At 74.0% G+C, this 25,033-nt stretch carries 26 protein-coding genes, 1 tRNA gene and 1 pseudogene; 24 read left to right on the top strand and 4 right to left on the bottom strand.

The annotated features are described in order from the left end of the window. Positions 1-400: 400 nt before the first annotated feature. The 10 genes from fdh (at position 401) to ACFYPD_RS18220 (ending at position 12,322) form a co-directional block, all read left to right on the top strand. Positions 401-3,712 (top strand): formate dehydrogenase, encoded by a 3,312-nt coding sequence (gene fdh, locus ACFYPD_RS18265; RefSeq protein ID WP_387114352.1) that lies wholly within the window; start codon positions 401-403, stop codon positions 3,710-3,712. After that, the gene (locus ACFYPD_RS18260; protein WP_387114349.1) at positions 3,705-4,748 is read left to right on the top strand and encodes a 4Fe-4S dicluster domain-containing protein; all 1,044 of its coding nucleotides are present in this window, start codon (positions 3,705-3,707) and stop codon (positions 4,746-4,748) included. The genes fdh and ACFYPD_RS18260 overlap by 8 nt, the downstream gene beginning before the upstream one ends. Continuing rightward, a complete protein-coding gene (gene nrfD, locus ACFYPD_RS18255) occupies positions 4,745-5,980 on the top strand; it encodes an NrfD/PsrC family molybdoenzyme membrane anchor subunit (RefSeq protein WP_387114346.1) in 1,236 nt (411 codons plus the stop codon). Before ACFYPD_RS18260 ends, nrfD begins: the two co-directional genes overlap by 4 nt. Positions 5,981-6,099: 119 nt before the next feature. Further along, positions 6,100-7,314 carry an OFA family MFS transporter gene (locus ACFYPD_RS18250; RefSeq protein WP_387114343.1) on the top strand — a complete coding sequence of 405 codons (1,215 nt, stop codon included), beginning with the start codon at positions 6,100-6,102 and terminating at the stop codon, positions 7,312-7,314. Positions 7,315-7,374: 60 nt separating this feature from the next. Then, positions 7,375-7,470 (top strand) — tRNA-Sec (locus tag ACFYPD_RS18245). A 21-nt stretch (positions 7,471-7,491) separates the two neighbouring features. After that, complete coding sequence (selA, locus tag ACFYPD_RS18240) at positions 7,492-8,784, top strand: L-seryl-tRNA(Sec) selenium transferase (RefSeq protein WP_387114340.1); 1,293 nt, start codon at positions 7,492-7,494, stop codon at positions 8,782-8,784. Positions 8,785-8,786: 2 nt separating this feature from the next. Then, positions 8,787-10,550 carry a selenocysteine-specific translation elongation factor gene (selB, locus tag ACFYPD_RS18235; RefSeq protein WP_387114337.1) on the top strand — a complete coding sequence of 588 codons (1,764 nt, stop codon included), beginning with the start codon at positions 8,787-8,789 and terminating at the stop codon, positions 10,548-10,550. Between the two features lie 45 nt (positions 10,551-10,595). After that, positions 10,596-10,793: a hypothetical protein gene (locus ACFYPD_RS18230; protein WP_154226930.1), complete on the top strand. Its 198-nt coding sequence runs from the start codon at positions 10,596-10,598 to the stop codon at positions 10,791-10,793. Continuing rightward, complete coding sequence (locus ACFYPD_RS18225) at positions 10,793-12,070, top strand: hemolysin family protein (protein WP_387114333.1); 1,278 nt, start codon at positions 10,793-10,795, stop codon at positions 12,068-12,070. The genes ACFYPD_RS18230 and ACFYPD_RS18225 overlap by 1 nt, the downstream gene beginning before the upstream one ends. Positions 12,071-12,136: 66 nt before the next feature. Next, positions 12,137-12,322: a hypothetical protein gene (locus tag ACFYPD_RS18220; RefSeq protein WP_151461500.1), complete on the top strand. Its 186-nt coding sequence runs from the start codon at positions 12,137-12,139 to the stop codon at positions 12,320-12,322. Positions 12,323-12,334: 12 nt separating this feature from the next. Here ACFYPD_RS18220 and ACFYPD_RS18215 read toward each other — a convergent pair whose 3' ends face one another. Beyond that, positions 12,335-12,988 carry a hypothetical protein gene (locus ACFYPD_RS18215; protein ID WP_387114330.1) on the bottom strand — a complete coding sequence of 218 codons (654 nt, stop codon included), beginning with the start codon at positions 12,986-12,988 and terminating at the stop codon, positions 12,335-12,337. A 127-nt stretch (positions 12,989-13,115) separates the two neighbouring features. On the opposite strand from ACFYPD_RS18215, the gene ACFYPD_RS18210 reads away from it, so the two are divergent. Continuing rightward, a complete protein-coding gene (locus ACFYPD_RS18210) occupies positions 13,116-13,328 on the top strand; it encodes a hypothetical protein (RefSeq protein ID WP_387114328.1) in 213 nt (70 codons plus the stop codon). On the opposite strand, the gene ACFYPD_RS18205 is transcribed toward ACFYPD_RS18210, so the two are convergent. The 3 genes from ACFYPD_RS18205 to ACFYPD_RS18195 all read right to left on the bottom strand — a co-directional run bounded on the left by ACFYPD_RS18205 (position 13,329) and on the right by ACFYPD_RS18195 (position 14,954). After that, positions 13,329-13,802, bottom strand: coding sequence for a hypothetical protein (locus ACFYPD_RS18205; protein WP_387114326.1), 474 nt, complete (start codon positions 13,800-13,802; stop codon positions 13,329-13,331). It lies immediately after the preceding gene. Next, complete coding sequence (locus ACFYPD_RS18200) at positions 13,799-14,008, bottom strand: phosphatidylethanolamine-binding protein (RefSeq protein ID WP_091306867.1); 210 nt, start codon at positions 14,006-14,008, stop codon at positions 13,799-13,801. The genes ACFYPD_RS18205 and ACFYPD_RS18200 overlap by 4 nt, the downstream gene beginning before the upstream one ends. Positions 14,009-14,072: 64 nt before the next feature. After that, positions 14,073-14,954, bottom strand: a complete 882-nt coding sequence (locus tag ACFYPD_RS18195; RefSeq protein WP_387114323.1) for a universal stress protein — start codon at positions 14,952-14,954, stop codon at positions 14,073-14,075. 127 nt (positions 14,955-15,081) lie between these two features. Here ACFYPD_RS18195 and ACFYPD_RS18190 point away from each other — a divergent pair, with 127 nt between their 5' ends. From ACFYPD_RS18190 to ACFYPD_RS18130, 13 genes and pseudogenes are all read left to right on the top strand, one after another. Then, positions 15,082-15,828, top strand: coding sequence for an SAM-dependent methyltransferase (locus tag ACFYPD_RS18190; RefSeq protein ID WP_387114320.1), 747 nt, complete (start codon positions 15,082-15,084; stop codon positions 15,826-15,828). A gap of 125 nt (positions 15,829-15,953) precedes the next feature. Beyond that, positions 15,954-17,142 (top strand): annotated as a pseudogene (locus tag ACFYPD_RS18185) (PP2C family protein-serine/threonine phosphatase). Positions 17,143-17,189: 47 nt separating this feature from the next. Continuing rightward, positions 17,190-17,657 carry a MarR family winged helix-turn-helix transcriptional regulator gene (locus ACFYPD_RS18180; protein WP_387114317.1) on the top strand — a complete coding sequence of 156 codons (468 nt, stop codon included), beginning with the start codon at positions 17,190-17,192 and terminating at the stop codon, positions 17,655-17,657. Positions 17,658-17,967: 310 nt separating this feature from the next. After that, the gene (locus ACFYPD_RS18175; protein WP_387114314.1) at positions 17,968-18,609 is read left to right on the top strand and encodes a CDP-alcohol phosphatidyltransferase family protein; all 642 of its coding nucleotides are present in this window, start codon (positions 17,968-17,970) and stop codon (positions 18,607-18,609) included. Continuing rightward, positions 18,606-19,550 carry a DUF881 domain-containing protein gene (locus tag ACFYPD_RS18170; protein ID WP_387114311.1) on the top strand — a complete coding sequence of 315 codons (945 nt, stop codon included), beginning with the start codon at positions 18,606-18,608 and terminating at the stop codon, positions 19,548-19,550. Before ACFYPD_RS18175 ends, ACFYPD_RS18170 begins: the two co-directional genes overlap by 4 nt. Next, positions 19,547-19,879 carry a small basic family protein gene (locus tag ACFYPD_RS18165; RefSeq protein ID WP_007071104.1) on the top strand — a complete coding sequence of 111 codons (333 nt, stop codon included), beginning with the start codon at positions 19,547-19,549 and terminating at the stop codon, positions 19,877-19,879. Before ACFYPD_RS18170 ends, ACFYPD_RS18165 begins: the two co-directional genes overlap by 4 nt. Before the next feature lie 10 nt (positions 19,880-19,889). After that, on the top strand, positions 19,890-20,834 hold the full coding sequence (locus ACFYPD_RS18160; protein ID WP_387114308.1) for a DUF881 domain-containing protein: 945 nt from the start codon (positions 19,890-19,892) through the stop codon (positions 20,832-20,834). Between the two features lie 55 nt (positions 20,835-20,889). After that, entirely contained in the window at positions 20,890-21,270 is a 381-nt protein-coding gene (gene gcvH, locus ACFYPD_RS18155) for a glycine cleavage system protein GcvH (protein WP_387114305.1), read from the top strand. A gap of 217 nt (positions 21,271-21,487) precedes the next feature. Continuing rightward, entirely contained in the window at positions 21,488-21,940 is a 453-nt protein-coding gene (locus ACFYPD_RS18150) for an FHA domain-containing protein (RefSeq protein WP_387114302.1), read from the top strand. Beyond that, a complete protein-coding gene (locus ACFYPD_RS18145) occupies positions 21,937-22,710 on the top strand; it encodes a MerR family transcriptional regulator (RefSeq protein WP_387114299.1) in 774 nt (257 codons plus the stop codon). The genes ACFYPD_RS18150 and ACFYPD_RS18145 overlap by 4 nt, the downstream gene beginning before the upstream one ends. A 213-nt stretch (positions 22,711-22,923) precedes the next feature. Beyond that, positions 22,924-23,388, top strand: coding sequence for a bifunctional nuclease family protein (locus ACFYPD_RS18140; RefSeq protein WP_355352396.1), 465 nt, complete (start codon positions 22,924-22,926; stop codon positions 23,386-23,388). Positions 23,389-23,597: 209 nt separating this feature from the next. Continuing rightward, a complete protein-coding gene (locus ACFYPD_RS18135; RefSeq protein ID WP_387114296.1) occupies positions 23,598-24,176 on the top strand; it encodes a MerR family transcriptional regulator in 579 nt (192 codons plus the stop codon). 467 nt (positions 24,177-24,643) lie between these two features. Beyond that, positions 24,644-25,033 carry a group 1 truncated hemoglobin gene (locus tag ACFYPD_RS18130; RefSeq protein ID WP_355055689.1) on the top strand — a complete coding sequence of 130 codons (390 nt, stop codon included), beginning with the start codon at positions 24,644-24,646 and terminating at the stop codon, positions 25,031-25,033.

Genomic DNA, 25,033 nt, shown 5'->3' with positions numbered 1-25,033 from the left:
CAGCAGGCCGCCGACATCGTCGCCCAGTACTGGAACAGCTGAGCCAACAAACCGCTGGCCGGCACCCCGAACACCGGGGTGCCGGCCAGCGGCGTACCGAGGACAACGCCCGTGACCGCCGTCACCGAGAACCGGCGGAAGAACAGGCGAGCCAGTACCGTTGTGCAGAGCGTCGGTGTGTCCAGTGTCCCCGGGCCTCACCTAAATTGCCTTCGCGGAATACCGTTCGGCTGGAGCCGCGTCGTGCCACTCGCCGAGAGGCGACCTGCACACCGACGCCCAGCGGCGCCCCGGCCATCCGGTCGGGGCGCCGCTGTTTTGCGCCCCGGGTCGCGAGCACACCTCGCCTGGCCTAATGTTCAAAAGGTCAGCTACCCGCGAGCCGGGAGGGGGTGCCGCGATGGGTCTGAAGACCTTCATCCAGGGGTGGCCGGTCTACCGGCAGCTCACCGGCACCGACCCGCTGGGCCGGGGCGCCGCGGCGCAGTCGGCCCGCTCGGCGGCGCTGACCGCGCGCACCGAGACGGCCGACAGCGTGGCCCGGTCGGTCTGCCCCTACTGCGCGGTGGGCTGCGGGCAGCGGGTGTACGTGAAGGACGGGCAGGTCGCCCAGATCGAGGGCGACCTCGACAGCCCCATCTCCCGCGGCCGGCTCTGCCCGAAGGGCGCGGCCAGCAAGAACCTGGTGACCAGCCCGCTGCGGCAGACCAAGGTGCGCTACCGCCGGCCGTACGCCACGGAGTGGGAGGACCTGGATCTCGACGTCGCGCTCGACATGATCGCCGACCGGATCCTCGCCGCCCGCGACGAGACCTGGGAGGACGTCGACGACCAGGGTCGCCCGCTCAACCGCACGCTGGGCATCTCCAGCCTGGGCGGGGCGACGCTGGACAACGAGGAGAACTACCTCATCAAGAAGCTGTTCACGGCGATGGGGGCACTCCAGATCGAGAACCAGGCCCGCATTTGACACTCCGCCACCGTCCCCGGTCTGGGGACCAGCTTCGGTCGCGGCGGCGCGACGGATTTCCAGCAGGACCTGGTCAACGCTGACGTCATCGTCATCCAGGGCTCCAACATGGCCGAGGCCCACCCGGTGGGCTTCCAGTGGGTGATGGAGGCCAAGAAGCGCGGCGCCAAGGTCTTCCATGTGGATCCCCGGTTCACCCGGACGAGCGCGCTCGCCGACACGTACCTGCCCATCCGGGTGGGCACCGACATCGCGCTGCTCGGCGGCGTGGTGCGGTACATCCTGGAGAACGAGCTGGACTTCCGGGAGTACGTGGTGGCGTACACCAACGCCGCGACGATCGTCAGCGACCAGTTCGCCGACACCGAGGACCTCGACGGGCTCTTCTCCGGCTACGACCCCGACCGGAACAGCTACGACCAGGGCAGCTGGAAGTACCAGGGCCAGGAGCACCAGCGCGAGGCGGAGGACACCGCGAAGGAGCGGGAGACCGCGGCCGGCCTGCGCCACGAGTCGCACGGCATGCCCGTGTCCGCGAACACCCAGCGGGACGAGACGTTGCAGCACCCGCGCTGCGTCTACCAGATCCTCAAGCGGCACTTCTCCCGCTACACCCCGGAGATGGTGGCCCGGGTCTGCGGCATCCCGGTGGAGAAGTTCGAGGAGCTGGCCCGCGCCTGGACGGAGAACTCGGGCCGGGAGCGCACCGGCGCGCTGGTCTACTCGGTGGGCTGGACCCAGCACAGCGTCGGCGTGCAGTACATCCGCACCGGCGCGATCATCCAGACCCTGCTGGGCAACATGGGCCGGCCGGGCGGCGGCATCCTGGCGCTGCGCGGGCACGCCAGCATCCAGGGCTCCACCGACATCCCGACCCTGTTCAACCTGCTGCCCGGCTACCTGCCGATGCCGCACCACGCCGACCACCCGACCTTCGACGAGTGGGTGAACAGCATCCGCCACCCGGGCCAGAAGGGCTTCTGGGCCAACTCGCGGGCCTACGCGGCGAGCCTGCTCAAGGCGTACTGGGGGGACGCGGCGACGCCGGAGAACGACTTCTGCTACGGCTACCTGCCCCGGATGACCGGCGACCACGGGACGTACCAGCAGGTGCTGAACATGATCGACGGCAGGGTGAAGGGCTACTTCCTGCTCGGCCAGAACCCGGCCGTCGGCTCGGCGCACGGCCGGGCCCAGCGGCTCGGCATGGCCAACCTCGACTGGCTGGTCGTCCGCGACCTGTTCATGATCGAGAGCGCCACCTTCTGGCGGAACAGTCCCGAGATCGCCACCGGCGAGATCGTGCCGGAGGAGTGCCGCACGGAGGTGTTCTTCCTGCCCGCCGCGTCGCACGTGGAGAAGGAGGGCACCTTCACCCAGACCCAGCGGATGCTCCAGTGGCGGGAGAAGGCCGTCGAGCCGCCGGGCGACTGCCGCTCCGAGCTGTGGTTCTTCTACCACCTCGGCCGGGTGCTGCGGGAGAAGCTGGCCGGTTCCACGAAGCCCCGCGACCGGGCGCTGCTCGACCTGGCCTGGGACTACCCGACGCACGGCCCCGAGGCCGAGCCGAGCGCCGAGGCGGTGCTCAAGGAGATCAACGGCTACGAGGTGGCCAGCGGCCGCCCGCTCAGCGGGTTCCCGGAGGCCAGGGACGACGGCTCCACCGCGGTCGGCTGCTGGATCTACTCCGGCGTCTACGCCGACGGTGTCAACCAGGCGGCCCGCCGCAAGTCGCGGTACGAGCAGGACTGGGTGGCCGCCGAGTGGGGCTGGGCGTGGCCGGCCAACCGGCGCATCCTCTACAACCGCGCCTCGGCCGACCCCGATGGGCGGCCGTGGAGCGAGCGCAAGAAGTACGTCTGGTGGGACCCCGACAAGGGCGAGTGGACCGGCTACGACGTGCCGGACTTCGAGAAGACCAAACCGCCGAGCTACCGGCCGTTGGACGGCACCTCCGGAACGGAGGCCCTCGCCGGTGACGACCCGTTCGTCATGCAGGGCGACGGCAAGGCCTGGCTGTACGCGCCCAGCGGGGTGCTCGACGGGCCGTTGCCGACGCACTACGAGCCGGCCGAGTCGCCCATGCGCAATCCGCTCTACGGGCAGCAGGCCAACCCGACCCGCAAGGTCTACGAGCACCCGGTGAACTCGGTCAACCCGAGCCCGCCGGAGCCGCACAGCCAGGTCTTCCCGTACGTGTTCACGGTCAGCCGGCTCACCGAGCACCACACCGCCGGCGGGATGAGCCGGACCGTGCCGCGCCTGGCCGAGCTGCAACCCGAGATGTTCGTGGAGGTGTCTCCGGAGCTGGCCGCCGAGGTGGGGCTGGCGAACCTCGGCTGGGCGCACCTGGTCAGCGGCCGCGCGGTGATCGAGGCGCGGGTGCTGGTCACCGACCGGCTCACCCCGCTGCGGGTCGACGGCCGGGTGATCCACCAGGTCTGGCTGCCGTACCACTTCGGTACCGAGGGCCTGGTCACCGGCGACTCGGCCAACGACCTGTTCGGCATCACCCTGGACCCGAACGTGCTCATCCAGGAGAGCAAGGTCGGCACCTGCGACGTCCGGCCGGGCCGGCGGCCCACCGGACCGTCCCTGCTCGACCTGGTGGCCGACTACCGGCGGCGCGCCGGGATGGCGCCGGGCCGGCGGGTGCCGATCGTCACCACCGGGGACGACGCCGCCGGCGGCACCGACGAGCGGTCCGCCGACGCGGCGCGGGACAGGGGCGAGGATGCCTGACGCCAACAGCCTCTACGGTCCGCTGGACCCGGCGCCGGACGCCGGCTGGGTCGAGGCCGGTCCGCGGATGGGCTTCTTCACCGACACCAGCGTCTGCATCGGCTGCAAGGCCTGCGAGGTCGCCTGCAAGGAGTGGAACGGCGTCCCGGACTCGGGCTTCGACCTGCTCGGCATGTCGTACGACAACACCGGCGCACTGACCGCCAACTCCTGGCGGCACGTCGCGTTCATCGAGCAGCCCCGCCCGGCCGGGCACCGGACCCCGCCTTTCGAGAACACCCCGACCGGCCCGCCGGCCAGCGCGCAGAGCGCGGCGATCGCAGCCGGCACGACCACCGACACCGGCACCACGCCGGGGGTGCCGCCCGGCCGGCCGGAACCGGCGGCGCGGATGGCGGCCGGCCCGGAGTTCCTCGGCATGCCCGGCGCCCAGCCGCCGGGGCGGGCCACCGGCGCCGACACGCGGACCGACTTCCGCTGGCTGATGATGTCGGACGTCTGCAAGCACTGCACCCACGCCGCCTGCCTGGACGTCTGCCCCACGGGGTCCCTGTTCCGCACCGAGTTCGGCACGGTCGTGGTGCAGGAGGACATCTGCAACGGCTGCGGCTACTGCATCTCCGCCTGCCCGTACGGGGTGATCGACCAGCGCAAGGGCGACGGCCGGGCGTGGAAGTGCACGCTCTGCTACGACCGGCTGGGCGCCGGGCAGACGCCGGCCTGCGCGCAGGCCTGCCCGACCGAGTCGATCCAGTTCGGACCCCTGGACGAGCTGCGGGAGCGCGCCGCCCAGCGGGTGGCCCAGCTGCACGACCGCGGTGTGCCGGAGGCCCGCCTCTACGGCCACGACCCGACCGACGGCGTCGGCGGGGACGGCGCGTTCTTCCTGCTGCTCGACGAGCCCGAGGTGTACGGCCTGCCGCCGGACCCGGTGGTCACCACCCGGGACCTGCCGAAGATGTGGAAGCGGGCCGGGCTGGCCGCCCTGGCCATGGCGGCGGCGGCCGTCGCCGCGTTCGTCGGAGGTTCATCGTGAGTCCCGATCGCCCCGCCGTCGGCGACCTGTTCCGCCGATTCCGCGAGCGGCTCGCCGCCGGCGAGCCGGGTGGCCACGGCCCGAAGGCGGGCGCGACGGGCGCGAACGGGAGCCGGGCGACCGGCGCCGGGGCCGGCGTGGCGCGCACCGACGCGGGGACCGTCGAGGCCGGGCTGGCGCCCCAGCCACCCGGCGACGTCCCACCCGCGGAACGGCGTCGGGGCCGCCGCAGGGGCGGCGGCGGGGAGCGGCTCGCCGTGCCGCCCGCCGAGTTCACCTCCTACTACGGGCGGCCGATCCTCAAGGCGCCGGTATGGCGGTGGGACGTCGCCGCGTACCTGTTCACCGGCGGGCTCGCCGCCGGGTCGTCGCTGCTGGCCGCCGGCGGGCAGCTCACCGCGCGGCCGGCGCTGCGCCGCGCCGGCCGGGTCACCTCGCTCGCGGCGGTGACGGCCAGCGCGTACTTCCTCGTCCACGACCTGGGCAAGCCGAGCCGGTTCCACCACATGCTGCGGGTGGCGAAGGTGACCTCGCCGATGTCCGTGGGCACCTGGATCCTCACCACCTTCGGGCCGGCCGCCGGGCTGGCCGCGGTGGCCGAGGCCGCGCCGCGCCTGCCCGAGCGCGGGCTGCTGGGGCTCGGCCGGAAGCTGCTGCCGCCGGCCGGGAACGCCGCCGGGCTGGTCGCCGCGGTCACCGCTCCGGCCCTGGCCACGTACACCGGGGTGCTGCTCGCCGACACGGCGGTGCCGTCCTGGCACGAGGCGTACCCGGAACTGCCGGTCATCTTCGCGGGCAGCGCGCTGGCCAGCGGGGCGGGCGTCGGGCTGTTGGCCGCGCCCACCGGGCAGGCCGGGCCGGCGCGGCGTCTCGCGGTCGCCGGCGCGGCGCTGGAGCTGTGGGGCGCGCACCGGGTGGAGACCCGGCTCGGGCTGCTCAGCGAGCCCTACGCGACCGGCACCGCCGGGAAGCTGCTGCGCGCCGGTCGTGCGCTCACCGCCGCCGGGGTGGTCGGCGCGCTCGTCGGGCGCCGCAGCCGGGTGCTCTCGGGGCTGTCCGGCGGCGCGCTGCTCGCCGCCTCCGTCTGCACCCGGTTCGGCATCTTCCACGGCGGCATCGTCTCGGCGAAGGACCCGAAGTACACCGTGGTGCCGCAGCGGGAACGGGCCGGGCGGCGGGAGAGCCAAGGACCAGACGTCAACGGGCCGGGCGCCGGCCCGAACGGGGGATAGGCAGGACAGGCGCCGGCCCATGAGCCGATACGGGGGTACCGCTCATGGCCACAACAACCGCGGATTCGCGGGGAAATCCACCACCGACGCGAGGCCGTTGGGGTCTCGTCGTCGCGGCCGTGCTCGTCCAGCTCGCGCTGGGCGCCGTCTACGCCTGGAGTGTGTTCAACAAGCCGCTCCAGGCCGAGTTCGGGTGGAGCAAGGCCGAGGTGGTGCTGCCGTTCGAGGTGGCGATCGGGACCATCTTCATCGGCAGCCTGGTGGGCGGGCGCATCCAGGACCGGCGCGGGCCACGGCCGGTGGCGCTGGGCGGCGGGATCCTGTACGCCGTCGGGACCATGCTCGCGTCGTTGGTGTCGTCGAGCGACCAGCTGTGGCTGCTGCTGCTCACCTACGGCGTGCTGGGCGGCATCGGGCTCGGCGCCGCGTACATCACGCCGATCGCCATGCTCAGCAAGTGGTTCCCCGACAAGCGCGGGCTGATCACCGGGATCGCCGTCGCCGGCTTCGGCTTCGGTGCGGTGATCACCGCACCGGTGGCGAAGGCGCTGCTGGCCGGGACCGACCACAAGACCAGTGTCTTCCTGCCCCTGGGCATCGGCTACCTGGTCGCGGTGCTGCTGGGAGCGTCCTTCTTCCGCGACCCGCCGACCGGCTACCAGGTGCCGGGCTTCACCCCGGCGGTCGGCGGCCGGGCCGTCGCCGGCACCCGGGTCTACACCTTCGGTGAGGCGCTGCGCACCCGGCAGTGGTACCTGCTCACGCTGATCCTCACGCTCAACGTGACCTGCGGTATCGCGCTGATCTCCCAGGCCGCGGACGCCGCGCAGGCGGTTGCCGGGGTCGGCGCCGCGACCGCCGCCGGCCTGGTCGGCATCCTCGGCCTGTTCAACGGTGGCGGACGGGTGGCCTGGGCGTGGCTGTCCGACCGGGTCGGCCGGATGACGGCGTTCATCGGCATGCTCGCGCTGCAGGGCGTCTGCTTCCTGATCCTGCCGCACGCCTCCGCGTTCTGGCTCTTCGCCGTCCTCGCCGCCCTGGTCTACCTCGCCTACGGCGGCGGCTTCGGCACCATGCCGGCGACCGCCGCCGACTACTTCGGCACGCCGAACGCCGGCGCGATCTACGGGGCGATGATCGTGGCGTGGAGCATCGGGGGAGTGGTGGGTCCCCTGCTCACGGCGCTGCTCTACGACGCCAGCGGCAAGAGCTACACCCTGCCCTTCACGGTGATCGGCATCCTCGCCTTCGTCGCGCTGGTGCTTCCGCCGATCACCCACCTGCCCACCACGCCCGGCGAGCCACGACCTCACTTCCAGACGCCGGGGCCCTGATCCGGTGCGCTTCCCGCCCTCCGCAGGCGGCCGGAGATCACATGTGGTTAGGTGCTGGGTGGAGGCGTTCAGGCGGCTGGTGCCCCTCCCGGTCTTCAAAACCGGTGTGGTCCGGGACCCGGGCCAGGCGGGTTCGATTCCCGTCCGTCTCCGCCAAGCTGTCCCTTGGGAGACCCGATGCGTGACGTCGACCCGCGGCGGCGGGTGCCGCGGACGGACGCGCTGCTCGCCGACCCGGCGCTGGCCGCCGCAGCCGGCACGCTCGGCCGCGACCGGGTCAAGGCCGCGATCGTCCGGGCGCAGCGGCGGGCCCGCACGGGTGAGCTCACCCCCGAGCAGGTACGCGACGCCGCGCTGGCCGACCTGCCCGCGCCGGCACCCCGGGCGGTGCTCAACGCCACCGGCGTCGTGCTGCACACCAACCTGGGCCGGGCCCCGCTGGCGGCCGCCGCCGTCGACGCCCTGGTGGCCGCCGCCGGGCACACCGACGTGGAACTGGACCTGCGCACGGGGCGACGGGCCCGGCGCGGCCGGGAGGCGCTCGACGCGCTCGCCGCCGCCGTGCCCGACGCGCCGGCCGTGCACGTGGTCAACAACGGCGCGGCCGCCCTGGTGCTGGCCGCCACCGCGCTCGCCGCGGACCGGGAGATCGTGGTCAGCCGCGGCGAACTCGTCGAGATCGGCGACGGGTTCCGCCTGCCCGACCTGCTGGAGAGCACCGGCGCCCGGCTGCGCGAGGTCGGCACCACCAACCGCACCGGCCTCGCGGACTACGCCGCCGCCGTCGGTCCGCGCACCGGGTTCGTCCTCAAGGTGCATCCGTCGAACTTCCGGGTCACCGGCTTCACCTCGGCCGTGCCGGTGGGCGACCTGGCCACCCTCGGTGTGCCGGTGGTCGCCGACATCGGCTCCGGGCTGCTCGCCCCCGACCCGCTGCTGCCCGACGAGCCGGACGCCGCGACCACGCTGCGCGCCGGCGCGCACCTGGTCACCGCCAGCGGCGACAAGCTGCTCGGCGGGCCGCAGGCCGGCCTGCTGCTCGGCGCGGCGGACCTGGTCGAGCGGCTGCGCCGGCACCCGCTCGCCCGGGCGCTGCGGGTGGACAAGCTGACCCTGGCCGCGCTCGCCGCCACCCTGCACGCGCCGACCAACCCGACCCGGGAGGCCCTGCACGCGGAGCCGGGCGCGCTGCGCGCCCGCACCGAGCGGCTCCGCGACCGGCTCGGCGAGGACGGCTGCAAGGCCGAGGTGGTGCCCAGCGCGGCGGTGGTCGGCGGCGGCGGCGCACCCGGTGTCGAACTCGACTCGTGGGCGCTGAGCCTGCCCGAGCGGTACGCCGAGCCGCTGCGCACCGGCGCGCCGCCGATCCTCGGCCGGGTGCTGCACGGCCGGCTCCTGCTCGACCTGCGCTGCGTGCCCGCCGCCGCGGACCCGGACGTGCGGTCGGCGATCCTGCGGGTCGGGGCCTGACCGTGTGGGTGGTGGCCACCGCCGGGCACGTCGACCACGGCAAGTCCACGCTGGTCCGGGCGCTGACCGGGATGGAACCCGACCGGTGGGCCGAGGAACGCCGCCGGGGCATGACCATCGACCTCGGCTTCGCCTGGACCACCCTGCCCTCCGGCGGCACCATCGCGTTCGTCGACGTGCCCGGGCACGAGCGGTTCGTGCCGAACATGCTGGCCGGGGTCGGGCCGGTCCCGGCCGCGCTGATCGTGGTCGGCGCCGACGAGGGCTGGATGCCGCAGTCCGCGGAGCACCTGGCCGCGCTGGACGCGCTCGGGGTGTCGTACGGGCTGCTGGCGGTGACCCGCACCGACCTGGCCGACCCGGGCCCGGTGCTGGCCCGGGCCCGCGCGGAGATCGCCGCGACCTCGCTCGGCGCGGTGGAGGCCGTGCCGGTCAGCGGGGTCACCGGGGCCGGCCTGCCCGACCTGCGGGCCGCGCTGGACCGGCTGGTCGCCCGGCTACCCGACCCGGCGCGCGACGCCCCGGTCCGGCTCTGGGTGGACCGCTCGTTCACCGTCCGGGGCAGCGGCACGGTGGTCACCGGCACCCTCGGCGGTGGCCGGCTGCGCGTCGGCGACACCCTCGAACTCGCCGGCACCGGGGAACCGGTCCGGGTCCGCGGCCTGCACGCGCTGAACACCGCCCACGCCCAGGTCGACGCGGTGGCCCGGGTGGCGGTGAACCTGCGAGGGCTGCCCCGCGACCGGGTGGCCCGCGGCGACGCCCTGCTCAGCCCGGGCCGGTTCCGCGGCACCGACCTGCTCGACGTCCGGCTCGCCGGTGATCCGGCCGCCGACCTGCCGACCACCCTCACCCTGCACGTCGGCTCGGCCGCGGTGCCCGCCCGGGTCCGCCCGCTCGGCCCGGACACCGTCCGGCTCCGGTTGGCCCGCCCGCTGCCGCTGCTGATCGGCGACCGGGCGCTGCTGCGCGACCCGGGCCGGCACCACGTGAGCGGCGGCGTGACCGTGCTGGACGTGGACCCGCCGCCGCTGCGCCGCCGGGGCGCGGCCGCCGCCCGGGCCACGGTGCTCGCGGGGCTGGACGGCCGGCCCGACCTGGCCGGGGAGCTGCGCCGGCGGCGCCTGATCCGAGCCGCTGAGCTGACCCGGATGGGCGTGCCGGCCGGCGCCGCCCCGGTCACCGGGGACTGGCTGGCCGACCCGGACCACTGGCGGGAGCTGGGCCGCCGGCTCGCCGAGGAGGTCGCCCGGTACGCCCGCGAGCAGCCCCTGGCGGCCGGCGTACCGGTCGACGTGCTGCGGCACCGCCTCGGCCTGCCCGACCGGGCGCTGGTGGAGGCGCTGCTGCGCCCACCGCTGCGGCTGCGCGCCGGCCGGGTCACCGCCACCCCTGGCGACGCGCTGCCGGAACCGGTGGCCCGGGCGGTGGCCCGGGTCCGCGCCGAGTACGGCGACCGCCCGTTCCAGGCGCCCGAGGCGCACCGCCTCGCCGACCTCGGCCTCGGCCCCCGCGAGATCGGGGCGGCCGTGCGCGCCGGTGCCCTGCTCAAGCTCGCCGACAACGTGGTGCTGCTGCCCGGCGCCCTGGACGACGCGGTGCGGGTGCTCGCCGGGCTGCCGCAGCCGTTCACGCTCAGCGCTGCCCGGCAGGCCCTGGACACCACCCGCCGCGTGGCGGTGCCGCTGCTGGAACTGCTCGACCGGCGGGGCGCCACCCGGCGGCTGCCCGACGACGCCCGCGAGGTGGTCCACCCGGGCGGGTGAGCCAAGCGGCACCGGGAGTCGCGCCCGGTCACCTACGGTGACGCCATGGACCCCTCGGCGGTCTGGCGGGACAGGAACCACCGGTGGCGCATCGAGGCGTACCGGGCACCGGACCTGCGGTTCGCCGTCTTCGCCACGAACGGCACCACCGAGTCGGCGCCGCTGTGGCTGTTCGGGATGGGCGCGCTGGCCCGGTGGTTGATGACCCACGCGATCTCCCTGGACGACCTGGAGACCGACTGATGGCCGGCCAGATCGCCCTGGTGCTGGTCCTCGTGCTGGTCAACGCGGCGCTGTCCGGCAGTGAGATGGCCATCGTGACGCTGCGCGAGGCGCAGCTGCGGCGGCTCGGTCGCTCGGGACGCAGCGGGGCGCGGCTGACCCGCCTGGCCCGGGAGCCGAACCGCTACCTGGCCACCATCCAGCTCGGCATCACCCTGGCCGGGTTCCTCGCCTCGGCGGCCGCCGCGGTGTCGCTGGCGGAGCCGCTGGTCGGCCCGCTGGGCTTGCTCGGCCGGGCGGCGCGCCCGGTGGCCGTGGTGCTGGTGACGATGGTGTTGACCTTCGTGACGCTGGTCGTCGGCGAGCTGGCCCCGAAGCGGCTGGCCATGCAGTCGGCGGAACGCTGGGCGTTGCTCAGCGCCGCGCCGCTGGACCTGCTGGCCCGCGTGTCCCGCCCGGCGGTGTGGCTGCTCAGCCGGGCCACCGACCTGCTGGTCCGGCTGGCCGGCGGCGATCCGCGGGCCAACCGGCAGGAGGTGACCGAGGAGGAGCTGCGCGAGATGCTGGTCAGCCAGCGCGGGCTCTCCGCGCAGCAGCGGGAGATCCTCGCCGGGGCGTTCGACATCGCCGGCCGTACCCTGCGGGAGATCCTGGTGCCGCGCCGTGAGGTGACGATGCTGCCGGTGGAGCTGTCGGCCGCGGAGGCCATGCGTCGGCTGGCCGCCACCGGCCGTTCCCGGGCGCCGGTGACCGGCCCGGGCGGCTTGGACGACGTGCGCGGGGTGGTGCACATCCGCGACCTGGTCGACGCCGACGGGGCCGGGGTCGGGCAGCGCGCCCGGCCGCCGGTGCTGCTGCCCGGCACGCTGCCGGTCGCCGACGCGCTGCGGCAGCTGCGCCAGCGCCACGAGCAGCTCGCCCTGGTCATCGACGAGTTCGGCGGGATCGACGGCCTGGTCACGATGGAGGACCTGCTCGAAGAGGTGGTCGGCGAACTGTACGACGAGACCGACCGGGACGTGCACCAGGCGGTCCGGGAGCCCGACGGCGCGCTGCTGCTACCCGGCGACTTCCCGCTGCACGACCTCCCCGACGCCGGCGTGCAGGTGACCTTCCCGCTGACCCGGGAGTACACCACCGTCGCCGGGCTGGTCCTGGCCGGGCTGGGCCGGCTGCCCACCGGTCCGGGGGAGCGGATCCGGCTGCCCGGGCTCACCGTCGAGGTGGTCGAGGTGTCCGACCGGACGATCCGCCGGGTGCGCCTGCGCGGCCCGGCCGCCGGTGGCCGGGCGGAGTGACCCGACCGGGGGACAAGCGCGCGAAACGGGCCTTCCGGGGCACCGGGTGGCCGTACCGTCCGGAACGTGAAGGACCGAGGACTGCGGACGTTCATCACCGTGCTCGCCGGGCTGGCCGTGATCTATTTCGGCGCCACCGGGCACCGCAGCAGCGGCGAGGAGGGCGGCGGCATCTCCGGCGGCGTGGTGCTGCTGGCCCTGCTCGCCTCGGCGCTCGCCTGGAACCTGACCAAGCCGGGCCCGGCCAAGTGAGGCCCGGCCGGCTCAGCGGGCCGCCGCGGTCCGGCTGATCTCGCCGGCCGACTCCTCGCCGAGCGCCACCCGCACCAGCGCCGACGCCAGCCGCCCGAAGTCGGCCTCGCCGACCAGGCCGGCCAGGCCGCCCGGGTTCGCCGGCAGGCCCAGCCGGCGCGCACCGGCCAGGGTCCGCCGGTCGGCGTACGGGCGCACGTCCGGCCAGACGGCCTGTGCCTCGCGGAGGAAGATGTCCGCGCCGGTCGGGCCGATGCCGGGGAACTCGGTGAGCAGCCGGCGCAGCGCGCTCCGGTCGCCGTCGGCCTCCTTGTGCATCCGGCGCAGGTCCCCGTGCCACCGGTCCAGGCAGAGCCGGGCTCCCGTGCCGAGCATGGTGGCGGTCCGCTCGTCGTAACGCCGGTAGTGGCCCCGGCCGAGCGCGTCGACGCGGTCCTGCCAGGTCGCCGCCTCCATGGCCTGGGGGGTGCGCCAGCCGGCGGCGAAGAGCTCCCGCGCCGCGGCGATCGCCACGCACGCCCGGATGCGGGTGCTCAGCAGCGTGGTGAGCACGAGCAGCTGGTAGAGCGGGCCCGGCCGGTCGGCGAGGCCGATCCCGGCCTCCTCCGCGTAGGTGCGGGACTGCCGGTCCAGCAGCGCCCGTGCCACGTTCCGATCGTCTGGCATCCCTCGGTGATACCCGCCCGGCGCCCGATGAGACGCCCGCGGCCGAGCCGGAATGCGCTCCGTGGCGGCGGGTACCCAGATCACGTGCGCGGCCCACGTCGCGCGCTCCATCCGGAAGGAGAGACCCGTGGTCAATCCGCAACAGGAGGAGCTGCGCCGGAACAACCTCGGCGCGACCAGTCAGGACAGCCGGAAGGTCGCCACCCACGCGGGCGGGCATCCCCTGAACAAGGGCACGTCCAACGCGGACGTGGGGCGGCCGGTCCCGAAGGGGCAGGTGTCGCCGTACGGCCCGGCCGGCGAGCCGGTGGCCGACGACGAGAGCGACCGGCGGGACTGATCAGTCCCGCCGCGACGGCGGCCGCAGCCTCCGCCAGGTGGCTGCGGCCGCCGCTCCGTACGCCAGGTGCGGTACCAGGTCGGACAGCCAGTCGGCCTTGCCCCAGGTTCGCGGGTCGCTGATGCGCAGCGCCGCTATCGAGCCGTCTGAGGTGGCCATCACCCCACCGCCGAGCAGCCCCACGGCCAGCGGCACGGGGACCCGGCGGCGGGCGGCCAGGATGCCGAAGAGCGCGCCGGCGGCGACGCCGGTGCCGTAGCCGATCACGGGCCCGAGGCCGGAGCGGCGGTTCGCCGCCTTCGCCTCGGGCCCCAGATCCACGTGCGCCGCGTCGGCCAGCTTGCCGGCGGTTAGTTCCGGCGTGCTGCTCGCCGGGCGTCCCCGCAGCGCCATGTCGAGGTAGCTGACGACGTTCAACGCGGCGCTGCCGACGGCGCCCGCGATGGCGCCGTCGACCACGGGAGCGGCCCTCACTTCGGGTCGCCCGGTTCGCGCTCGCCCTTGGGCCCGAACGTCCGTTCGCCCCGCACCACGCCCCGCTGGCCGCGGTCGTCCTGGAGAATCCGGTTCGCGACCTGGTTCGCCTCCTGATCGGCGGCTCGCCCGGACTGCTCGATCAGATCACGCAGCCGCGCCCGTTCCTTGTCGTACGCGTTGCTGCCCGGCCGTGGTCCTGGCATCGCTGCCTCCTCCGGTCGCTGTGGCTGACCGTACGGTCTACCCGCCGGGGCCGGGCCCAACCGTTCAGCCGGCGGCGCGGACCACGGCCACCGGGCAGTCGGCGTGGTGCAGCACCCCCTGGCTCACCGAGCCGAGCAGCAGGCCGGTCAGCTCGCCCCGGCCGCGCCGGCCGACGACCAGCAACTGGGCCTCGCGGGACGCCTCGACGAGCGCGGCGACCGGCCGGGCGTGCACCACGGCCCGGGTGACCGGCACCTCCGGCCGGCGCTCGGCCAGGTCGGTGAGCGAGTCGTCCAGCACCCGATTCTCCTCGCCGCGCAGCTGGCCCTCCTCGTACACCAGGGGTTGCATGTCGCCGGGGCCGGTGGAGACCGGGTGGGTGTAGGCGTGCACGGTGTGCAGCCGGGTGCCCCGGAGGGCGGCCTCCTCGGCGGCGAAGTCCACCGCGGCGTGCGACAGGGTGGAGTCGTCCACCCCGACCACCACCGGGCCGCTCGGGCGCGGCGTGCCGCGGGCGACCAGCACCGGGCAGTCGGCGTACGAGGCGACCTGGATCGCCACCGCGCCGACCACCAGGGCGGCGAAGCCGCCCAGGCCGCGGTCGCCCAGCACGATCATCGCGGCGGTCGGGGACTCGCCGAGCAGCACCGCCGCGGCCTCCCCGTCGATGATCTCGCCGGAGACCCGCAGCCCGGGCGCGGCCGACTCGGCCGCGGCCACCGCCGCGGCGACCAGCTCCTCCGCCTGGTGCCGCAGCCCGCCGCCGGGTGGCCCCCCGGCCGCCGGCGCCACGGGTACGCGCAGCAGCGGCCAGATGAATCCGTGCACCACCCGCAGCGGTCGCTGTCGTCGGGCCGCCTCCTGCGCCGCCAGCCGCACGGCCTTCAGCGCCGGCTCCGAGCCGTCCACCCCGACCACCACGGCCGCGCCGTTCGCCGAGTTCATGCCGTACCTCCTCGCCGTCGGCGCCCGCGGCCAGTATCGCGGCCGGCGGGCGGCCGCCGAGGCGATACCGCACGAGCCGACCCGTGGGTACGCTGGCGACCGTCGCCGGAGAGAGGGAGCCTCGTCGATGGCCGAGCCCGACCAGCCGAGTACCGCCCGCATGATCGACTACTGGCTCGGCGGCGAGCACCACCACCCCGTCGACGTGGCCGCGGCCGGCGCCTTCGAGGACGCGTACGGGCCCTGCGCGGAGATCTTCCGCGCGCTGCGCGACTTCCTCGGCCGGGCGGTCCGGTCGATCGCCGATGCCGGGGTGGACAACTTCCTGGTCTTCGGGGCGGGGGTGCCCACCCGCGGCAACGTGCACGAGGTGGCCCCGGACGCCACCGTGCTCTACACCGACGTCGACCCGGTGACGGTCCGGCTGGGCCAGCGCCTGCTGGCCGACAGCGACCGCGCCGGCTACGGCTACGGCGACGCCGCCGACATCGGCACCGTCGACCCGGCCCAGTTGCACCGGTTCGTGCCGGGGTGGGGGAGGAGACCGGTCGGGATCGTCTTCCTCGGGCTGGCCGCCTTCCTCGACGACGACAGCCTCGCCCGCACCCTCGACGAGCTGTACGAGGCGGTCGCGCCGGGCAGTTTCCTGGCGATCGACTTCGACAGCGAGGAGCTCGCCGCGTACCCGGAGGCGCTGGCCATGATGGGGCCGGCGTTCCGGATGCGGGCGCCCGCGCGGTTCGCGCCGCTGCTGGGTCGCTGGCAGCCGACGGCGGACGGCATCGTGCCGGTGGCGCGGTGGCGGCCGGCCGGCACCCCGGAGCCCGTGCCGGACGCCTTCTACGGCGCGCTGGCCACCAAGCCGGCCGGCTGAGCGCGGGGCCGTCCACCCGCGACCGACACCGCCGCGGCGCAGGCCGGAGCCGGGGCGTACCGGTGTCGGTGGGCCTCCGTATGATGCTTGCTCTACGGCAATAGTCGCCAGCGGAGGATGTGAGCATGCCGGACGCGTCCGGAGCGGTGTCGCGCGCCCTGCGCGCCGCGCCCCCCGACCAGTTGGCGGAGGCCGCCGACGCGGCCGTCCGCCGGGTGCTCGGCGCGTCGCGGACCGAGGTGTTCGTCGCCGACTACCGGTCCACCGGGCTCTGGCCGGTGCTGGACCCGGAGCTGCCCGAGGGCGGGTTCCTCGCCTGCCAGGGCGTCGCGCAGCGCTGCTTCAGCAGCCAGCAGCCGGTGCTGGACACCGGCGAGAACGGCCGCTGCCGCGCCTACCTGCCGCTGTCGACGTGGGGGGAGCGGCTCGGCGTGCTGATGGTCGAGCTGCCGTCCGCACCGGACGCCGCGACGGTGGAGGCGGCCCGGGACGCCGCGGGCGACCTGGCGGTGGCGCTGCGGGCGGCGGACCGGGAGACCGACCGCTACCGGCGCGCGCCGCCGGGAGCGGCTCACCATGGCCGCCGAGATGCAGTGGGACCTGCTTCCCGGGCGCAGTGTCACGCACGGCGACTTCGTGCTGGCCGGGCAGCTCGAACCGGCGTACACGGTGGGTGGCGACCACTTCGACTGGTCGGTCGACGGCGACCGGCTCACCGTCACGGTGCTCAACGGCGCCGGCAACGGGCTGGCCGCCTCGCTGCTCACCGCGGTGACCGTCAACGCGATGCGCAACGCGCGACGCTCCGGCGGCAGCCTGGTCGAGCAGGCCGAACTGGCCTCGGACACCATCTTCTACCAGCACCGGGGGAGCCGGCACGTGGCCACGCTGCTGCTGGAGCTGGACAACCGGCGGGGCGTGGTGCGCGCCGTGGACGCGGGCTCGCCGCACGTGCTGCGGCTGCGCCGGGGGACGGTCACGCCGATCGACTTGGAGCAGCAACTGCCGCTGGGCATGTTCGCCGAGACCCGCTACGACCTGCAGGAGTTCGCCGTGGAGCCGGGGGACCGGCTCTTCGTGGTCAGCGACGGGGTCTACGCGGCGGAGCCGGCCGGCCGGGAGCCGTACGGGGACCGGGCCATGGCGCGCGCGATGCGGTCCACTCGGTTGCAGCCGGCGACCGAGGCAGTTGGTACGGTGATGCGCGAACTGCACGCGCACCACGCCGACGCGGATCTCCGCGACGACGCGGTCGTCGTCTGCCTGGACTGGCGCGGTTCCCGCCCGCCGGAGGACGACGTCGGCGTGCGGTGACGGACCGGCGGAGCGAACACGAGCGGGACGATCGCAGGGGACACCGGGTGGAGCGACCTCCGAATCTTGCCGCGGCCATCGATGCGGCCGCCGAGGCGCTCGTCGGTGTGCTCGACTCCGCCGCCTCGCGGCACACCGTCGGCGTCTCGCCGACCCAGTTGCGGGTGCTGTCGCTGATCATGGCGCACCCGCGCACCAACGTGAACCGGCTGGCCGAGCTGCTCGACGTGGTGCCCTCGTCGGCGAGCCGGCTCTGTGACCGGCTGGAGGCCGTCGGCCTGCTGCGCCGGGTGCCCGACCCCCGCGACCGGCGCGAGGTGCGCCTGATCCCCACCGCCGCCGCGGAGACCCTGCTGGACGAGCTGATGGAGCGGCGGCACCGGGCGGTCCAGGCGGTGCTGGACCGGATGCCCAACCGGGTGCAGCACGAACTGCTGCTGGCGCTGCTCGCGTTCGGCCAGGCCGCGTCGATGAACAGCCCGCAGGCCGCCTCCGACTCGGCCCGCACCGCCTGACCCGACCGGCCCCGAGCCGTCGGCACCCTGCCGTTTTCAACTAGTATCCTAGGATGCCTTACCGGTTGTGCGGCGCCGCACAGAAGCTGAAGCTGAGCGCCGGCGCAGCGCGGGGCCCGAAGCGGGCCGGGGGAGCCCGATATAGTGGCAGCGCAACTGGCCGGCCCATGATCGACGCGATCCTGGGCCGCAACGGGGAGGTCCCAGCCCGGGATCGCAGAGGGCGCCGGCGTCAGACCGGCCGGCAACGCGCACGTTCCTGCGGCGGCCGTTCACTCGGCTGCCGGACCGTGCTGCGAAGGGAGGTTCGGTGTCGCGTCGGCCGGCTCCATCGGAGCACCCGGCTCCCGGCGGTGCGGCGGCGGTCGTGGGGGACCGTGTCCTCACCCTGCCGAACGTGATCAGCTTCGTCCGGCTCCTCGGCGTGCCGCTCTTCCTCTACCTGTTCTTGGTGGTCAAGGCCGACGTGGCCGCCATCGTGGTGCTGGCCATCGGCGGCACCAGCGACTGGGTGGACGGCTGGATCGCCCGCCGCCTCCAGCAGGTCAGCCGGTTGGGCGAGCTGCTCGACCCGCTCGCCGACCGGCTCTACATCCTGGCCACGCTGCTGGCGTTCACCGCGCGTGAGGTGGTGCCGTGGCAGTTCACCGGGGCTCTGCTGGCCCGCGAGGTGCTGCTGCTCGGCTCGCTGGGGGTGCTGCGCCGCTACGGCTACGGCCCGCCGCCGGTGCACTACGTGGGCAAGACCGCCACGTTCCTGCTGCTGGCCGCGTTCCCGATCCTGCTGCTGGCGTCCGCCGCCTCGAGCGTGGCCACCGCGGCCGGCGCGATCGGCTGGGGGCTGGCCTGGTGGGGCCTGGTGCTCTACTGGGTGGCCGGCGCGATGTACGTGGTGCAGGCTAGCCGCCTGGTCCGGGCGATGCGGGCGCGGCGCGCGGGAGCGGCGGCGTGACCGCGGTGCCGCCCCAGGACAAGGGCCGCGACCCGTCCGCGCGGGTGTACGCGCCGGACTTCCTCACCGAGCTGTTCCGCAACCCGCTCGATCCGGGTTACGCCGACGCGGCGGCCCGGCGGGCGGTGGCGCCGCCGTCGCGGCTGCGGCGGGTGCTCGCCCGGCCGGTGAGCGTGGTGGTGCTGCTGGTGATCGGGTTGCTGTTCGCGGTGGCCTACCGGGAGACGATGGCCGAGGAGCCGGGTCGGGCGCAGGCGCGGGCCGGGCTGATCGCCGAGATCAAGCAGCGCGAGGCGGAGACGGACCGGTTGACCGCGCGGGCGGATCAGCTGCGCGAGGAGGTCAGCCGGCAGCGGGACGCGGCGCTGAGCGGTTCGCAGGCGTCCCGGCTGCGCACCCTGGAGGCGGGCACCGGTCTGGGCCGGGTGCGCGGTGACGGTGTGGTGGTGCGCCTGGCGGACGCGCCGAGGGACAAGGACGCGGTGACCGGGGCGGAGGCGGGGCCGTCGCAGGTGCTCTACTCCGACCTGCAGAAGGTGGCGAACGCGCTGTGGGCGGCGGGCGCGGAGGCGGTGGCGGTGAACGGCCAGCGGTTGACGGCCACGTCGACGATCCGTCAGGCGGGTGAGGCGATCCTGGTGGACTACCGGCCGGTGACGAGCCCGTACGAGGTGACGGCGATCGGGCCGGGGTCGATGCGGGACCGGTTCGAGGACAGCCGGGCGGCGGACCTGATGCGTGACGTGGAGCGGACGACGGGCCTGTCGTTCAGGGTCAGGGACGCGGACGACCTCACCCTGCCGGCCGCTCCGCAGCCGCGGCTACGCTACGCCGAGCCTTCGGTGAGTCCGAGCCCGTCGGGTTCGGGTGTCGCCGGTTCGACCAGTCCCGGGCCGTCCGGCTCGGGTTCCTCTCCTCGCCCCTCCGGAGGTGGCCGATGATCGCGGTGCTGGCGTTGCTCGCCGGTGTGGTGCTCGGGGTGTATCTGGATCCCACGGTGCCCGCGGCGTTGCAGCCGTACCTGCCGATCGCCGTGGTGGCGGCGCTCGACGCGGTGTTCGGTGGGGTGCGGGCGAAGCTGGACCGGATCTTCGACGACAAGCAGTTCGTGGTGTCGTTCATCTCGAACGTGCTGGTGGCGGGTCTGATCGTCTACCTGGGTGACCAGTTGGGGGTGGGCGGTCAGTTGTCCACGGGTGTGGTGGTCGTGCTCGGGGTGCGCATCTTCGGAAACGTGGCGGCGATCCGCCGGCACCTGTTCCGGGCGTAGGTTTGTGGCGATGAGCGAGGAGCACAGGGAGACGGGCACGGGTTGGCCGGAGCCGGCGGAGCCGGAGCGGCCGGCGGGTCCGGCCGGTGAGCCGGATCCGCGTCCGGACGCGCCCGACCCGGACGAGTTGAGCCCGTTGGCGCCGGCCGGGCCGGTCGAGCAGGAGGACGTGCCGCCGCCGGCCGAGGAGCCGGGAGCGATGGCGGAGGAGCCGGGGGCGGCGGAGCAGCCGTCGCCGGCCGAGGCGAAGCCGGTGTCGCGGCGGTTGACGTCGGCGGGCGCGATGATCGCGGTGTTGCTGGCGTTGCTGGGGTTCACCCTGGTGGTGCAGTTGAAGACGACGTCGACGGATCCGACTCTCGCGGCGACGCGGGAGGAGGACCTGGTCCGGATCTCGTCGGACCTGGATTCGCGGGAGCGGCGGCTTCGGCAGGACATCGAGGCGCTGGAGGAGAGCCAGCGGCAGTTGCGTTCGGGTGAGCAGGGTCGGCAGGCGGCGCTGGAGGAGGCGACGCGGCGGGCGGACGAGCTGGGCATCCTGGCGGGTACGTTGCCGGCGGTGGGGCCGGGCCTGTCGGTGCGGTTCGACGGTCCGGACAAGGCGATCTCGGCGGCGCGGATCCTGGACGCGGTGCAGGAGCTGCGGGGCGCGGGCGCGGAGGCGATGCAGATCGCGGGCTCGGACGGGACGGCGGTGCGGATCATCGCGTCGACGTATTTCGTGGACGGGCCCGGCGGTGGCCTGGTGGTGGACGGGCGGCGGTTGAACGGCCCGTACACGATCTTGGTGATCGGTGATCCGGCGACGCTGCGTACGGCGTTGAACATTCCCGGCGGGGTGGTCGCATCGGTGGAGGAGGCCGGCGGTAACGTGACGCCGGAGGACAGTGAGGCTGTGGAGGTTTCGCAGCTGCACGCGCCGATCAAGCTGGAACACGCCCGGCCGGTCTCCTGACCGGTCGCGGCCGCGCCGGTTTTCCCCGGTGCACCGATGACGAAGGACGCAGCTGGTGATTCCTGAGGATCTGCGGTACACCGCCGAGCACGAGTGGGTGGCTGGTGGGGACGGCGCTGCCGTCCGGATCGGTATCACGCACTTCGCGCAGGACGCCCTGGGTGACATCGTGTTCGTCCAGTTGCCGGACGAGGGTGCGGTGGTGGCGGCAGGTGAGTCGCTGGGCGAGATCGAGTCGACGAAGAGCGTGTCGGAGATCTACGCGCCGTTGAGCGGCACGGTGGCGGCGCGCAACGACGCGTTGGCCGACACCCCTGAGGTGATCAACACGGATCCGTACGGTGCGGGGTGGTTGGTTGAGATCACTCCGGATGATCCGGCGGCGGTCGAGGGTTTGTTGACCGCTGGTGCGTACCGCGAGCTCACCGAGAGCTGAGTTCGTGCGTTCCGGGCGGCGGGCTCATGTCCGCGCGTCCGGTTGCCCTGTTTTTCGGCGCTGGCTAGGCTCGCCCAGTTGACCGAGAACCAATAGTTTGAGCGTTGCGGAATGCGCCTTCCCGGCACGGGGAGCCAGCCGCCGGGTGTGTTTCTGCCCGGCGGCCAGACCCGCCATTGCCCGACGCCGACCGAAACAGATCCGTGAGGTGGTCCCCATGACGCGCCCAGACGACGAGTTCCCCCCGCTCGACGTCACTTCGACGCTCAATCTCGGTTCGCTCGACGAAGTGCTGGAGGGTCCGGACACCGATGTGGTGCCGAGCCGCATGTCCGGTTCGTTGCCGCCCGGGATGGCGTTGCTGGTGGTTCGCCGGGGTCCGAACGCGGGCGCCCGGTTCCTGTTGGACCACGATGTGACGACGAGCGGCCGGCACCCGGACAGTGACATCTTCCTCGACGACGTGACGGTGTCGCGGCGGCACGCCGAGTTCCACCGGGACGGTGGCACGTTCACGGTGCGGGACGTGGGCAGCCTGAACGGCACGTACGTGAACCGGGAGCGGGTCGAGGCGGCGACGCTGAGCAACGGCGACGAGGTGCAGATCGGGAAGTTCCGGGTGGTGTTCATCGCCGGTCCGCGTCCGCAGGAGGAGGCCGGCCGGGGGTGAACGGGCCTGCGGCTTCGACGTCGCCCGGGGCGGCGAACGACCCGCGGCGCTCGTCGTCGACCCCGCTGATGAGCATCGGCGAGGTGTTGGCGCAGTTGCGGGTGGAGTTTCCGGACGTCACGATCTCGAAGCTGCGGTTCCTGGAGGCCGAGGGCCTGGTGGAGCCGGAGCGGACGCCGGCGGGCTACCGGAAGTTCAGCTGGGACGATGTGGCGCGGTTGCGGTTCGTGCTGACCGCGCAGCGGGACCAGTACCTGCCGTTGCGGGTGATCCGCGACCAGTTGGCGGAGTGGGACTCGTCGGGTGCGGCGTCGGGGCGGCAGCGGCCGAATCTGGTGGCGGTGGGCCCCGGTGGTGAGGTGCCGGGTCGGGAGGTGGCGGAGTCCGCCGAGTCGTCGGAGGTGCGGCTGGGTCGGGCGGAGCTGATTTCCCGCAGCGGCATCGACGAGTCGACGTTGGCCGAGTTGGAGCGGCTCGGTGTGCTGGTGTCGGATCCGCCGGGCTGGTACGACACGGATGCGTTGATCATCGCGCGGGCGGTGGCGGGTCTGGCGGAGTACGGGTTGGAGCCGCGGCACCTGCGGGCGTACCGGACGGCGGCGGATCGGGAGGTCGGTCTGTTCGCGCAGTTGGTGGCGCCGTTGGCGCGGCAGTCGGATCCGGCCGCGCGGGCGCGGGCGGCGGAGACGGCGCGGGAGTTGGTGGCGTTGTCGCAGCAGTTGCACGCGGCGTTGGTGCGGGTGGGGCTGCGGTCGACGTTGGGTCGGTGAGCTGGATGGGGCCGGGTGTCGTGGGGGCGCCCGGCCTTCGCCGTGGGCGGGCGCGGAAAGATCTGTGCCGGGAAGCGTGTCGTAGGCTTGCCGGGGTAACCCGTTGCGGCGAGGCGTGGTGCACGTAGCGGATGGGACTCCCGTGTCGCGGTCCGTGTACCGTGCAGGGAAGGGCGCGGTGCGGGCGTAGGTGACAACGACACGGAGGCGGCGGTGCGCGAGCTGAGCGTGGTCGGAGTTCGGGTGGAGCTGCCCAGCAACCAGCCGATCGTCCTGCTGCGGGAGGTCGAGGGGGACCGCTATCTGCCGATCTGGATCGGCGCGGTCGAGGCGACGGCGATCGCCTACGAGCAGCAGGGTGTCAAGCCGGCGCGGCCGTTGACCCACGATCTGCTGCGGGACGTGCTGGCGGCGTTGCAGGCGCCGTTGCACGCGGTGGAGATCACCGAGTTGAAGGAGAACGTCTTCTACGCCGATCTGTTGATCGGTGACGGCGTTCGGGTGTCGGCGCGGCCGAGCGATTCCATCGCGTTGGCGTTGCGGGTCGGTGCTCCGATTCGTTGTGCCGAGCAGGTCCTCTCCGAGGCGGGGATCGTGATCCCGGACGAGCAGGAGGACGAGGTGGAGAAGTTCCGGGAGTTCCTGGAGCAGGTGCGTCCGGAGGACTTCGCGGGCTGAGGTGGCCCGGCCGTGGGCCGGTGTCGGTGCGGCGGCGGTTGTCACGGTGGGTGACGGCGGGCCGCCGTCGGTGATCTTCCGGGTGGCGGTGCGGCGTGTCGCGGGTTCTCCTGCGGGGTAACTCCCGGTGTCGGCGCTAGGGTTGCGGTGTCGAGGGGTGCGCACACGGGGAGACGGCGTGGCACCGCACGGGCGGGGAGGTTGTCCGGATGCATGAGCCGCGAGATCCTGGTCCGAATACGGAGCAGCAGCCCGACCCGGTGGTTGACGGTGAGGTGGGCTACCGGGGTGTGACCGCGTGTCACGCGGTGGGCATCAGCTACCGGCAGTTGGACTACTGGGCCCGGACGGGTCTGGTGGTGCCGAGCGTGCGGGACGCCTCGGGCTCGGGGACGTCCCGGTTGTACTCCTTCCGCGACCTGGTGGTGTTGAAGGTCGTGAAGCGGCTGTTGGACGCCGGGGTGTCGTTGCAGAACATCCGGAAGGCCATCGACGCGTTGCGGTCGCGTGGGGTGGAGGACCTGGCGGGCATCACGTTGATCTCGGACGGGACGACGGTGTACGAGTGCCGGTCGCCGGAGGAGGTCGTCGACCTGTTGCAGGGCGGCCAGGGGGTGTTCGGCATCGCGATCGGTGGCGCGTTCAAGGAGATCCAGGGTTCGCTGTCGCATCTGCCGGCGGAGCCGGTGGGTGGGCAGCCGGAGCCGGCCGCGCCGCCGGTGGAGGCGGAGTCCGAGTCGGTGGGTGACGAGTTGGCGGCACGTCGGGCGCGTCGTCGGGCGGGCTGAGCCCGCCGTCGTGGCCTGCGGGGCCGCGCCACGCCCAAAACGGGCACGGCGCGGTCCCCTTTTTTGATCACAGCGCGTGTCGTCCGGCCGGTGGCGTGCCGCGGGCCCGCCGTGGCCGTGTCCGCGGCTGGGTGGTGCGGCCGTGACGTGCGGAAACGGCGGCCGGGCGGATCGCCGGCGGGTGCTGTCCGAAAGGGACCGTCGACGTTGCGCGGTGGTGATGGCATCCACCCAGCGTGTCGGTGTGCTCGCGTCCCGCAAGCGCCCCGACGGAGTTGTTGACTGTCCGTGATCGATGGTTGTCGGGAATCGGATAGGGCAGGGCTGAACCGTTTCGGCGGGCACGCTATGGTCCGACACGGTCGCTTGCGCGTGGCCGTTCGGTGGAGCCGGGTGGGATGCGCGCGGGCTGCCGGTTGCCCCCTCCGCGGCGCTGGTCGCGTTGCCCCCTCCCGGAAGGAACCACCATGACGGTGACCGAAGAGACCACCCCGATCTCCCATTACGAGCGCATCGGCGGCGCCGCCGCGGTGAAGGCCGCGGTGGAGCTGTTCTACGACAAGGTGCTGGCCGACCCGGACCTGGCCGGCTACTTCACCGACGTGAACATGCCCGAGCAGCGGCGGCACCTGGCGCTGATGCTCGCCGTGGTGCTCGGCGGCCCGAACGAGTACGCGGGTCGGGGGCTGGCCGAGGCGCACCAGCCGCTGAACATCCCGGTGGCGCACTACGTGAAGGTCGGCGAGCACCTGACCGCGACGCTGGTCGAGCTGGGGGTGCCGGCCGACGTGATCGCCGACGTGCACGTCGTGCTGGGTCAGGTCCAGGACCAGGTCGTGTCGTCGGGGAACGCCTGA

The organism is Micromonospora sp. NPDC005299, assembly GCF_042872345.1.
Classification (GTDB): Bacteria; Actinomycetota; Actinomycetes; order Mycobacteriales; family Micromonosporaceae; genus Micromonospora.
The sequence above is the reverse complement of the archived record's forward strand: the minus strand, read 5'-3'. Positions and strand labels throughout refer to the sequence as shown.

Bases quoted from the DNA above. Each gene is read 5' to 3' on its own strand.
- ACFYPD_RS18225 (WP_387114333.1), top strand. From the start codon at position 10,793: ATGGCCGGCCAGATCGCCCTGGTGCTGGTCCTCGTGCTGGTCAACGCG.
- ACFYPD_RS18200 (WP_091306867.1), bottom strand. From the start codon at position 14,008: ATGCCAGGACCACGGCCGGGCAGCAACGCGTACGACAAGGAACGGGCG.
- ACFYPD_RS18130 (WP_355055689.1), top strand. From the start codon at position 24,644: ATGACGGTGACCGAAGAGACCACCCCGATCTCCCATTACGAGCGCATC.
- selA (WP_387114340.1), top strand. From the start codon at position 7,492: ATGCGTGACGTCGACCCGCGGCGGCGGGTGCCGCGGACGGACGCGCTG.
- ACFYPD_RS18215 (WP_387114330.1), bottom strand. From the start codon at position 12,988: ATGCCAGACGATCGGAACGTGGCACGGGCGCTGCTGGACCGGCAGTCC.
- ACFYPD_RS18230 (WP_154226930.1), top strand. From the start codon at position 10,596: ATGGACCCCTCGGCGGTCTGGCGGGACAGGAACCACCGGTGGCGCATC.
- ACFYPD_RS18195 (WP_387114323.1), bottom strand. From the start codon at position 14,954: ATGAACTCGGCGAACGGCGCGGCCGTGGTGGTCGGGGTGGACGGCTCG.
- ACFYPD_RS18150 (WP_387114302.1), top strand. From the start codon at position 21,488: ATGACGCGCCCAGACGACGAGTTCCCCCCGCTCGACGTCACTTCGACG.
- ACFYPD_RS18165 (WP_007071104.1), top strand. From the start codon at position 19,547: ATGATCGCGGTGCTGGCGTTGCTCGCCGGTGTGGTGCTCGGGGTGTAT.
- ACFYPD_RS18135 (WP_387114296.1), top strand. From the start codon at position 23,598: ATGCATGAGCCGCGAGATCCTGGTCCGAATACGGAGCAGCAGCCCGAC.
- ACFYPD_RS18190 (WP_387114320.1), top strand. From the start codon at position 15,082: ATGGCCGAGCCCGACCAGCCGAGTACCGCCCGCATGATCGACTACTGG.
- ACFYPD_RS18160 (WP_387114308.1), top strand. From the start codon at position 19,890: ATGAGCGAGGAGCACAGGGAGACGGGCACGGGTTGGCCGGAGCCGGCG.
- ACFYPD_RS18260 (WP_387114349.1), top strand. From the start codon at position 3,705: ATGCCTGACGCCAACAGCCTCTACGGTCCGCTGGACCCGGCGCCGGAC.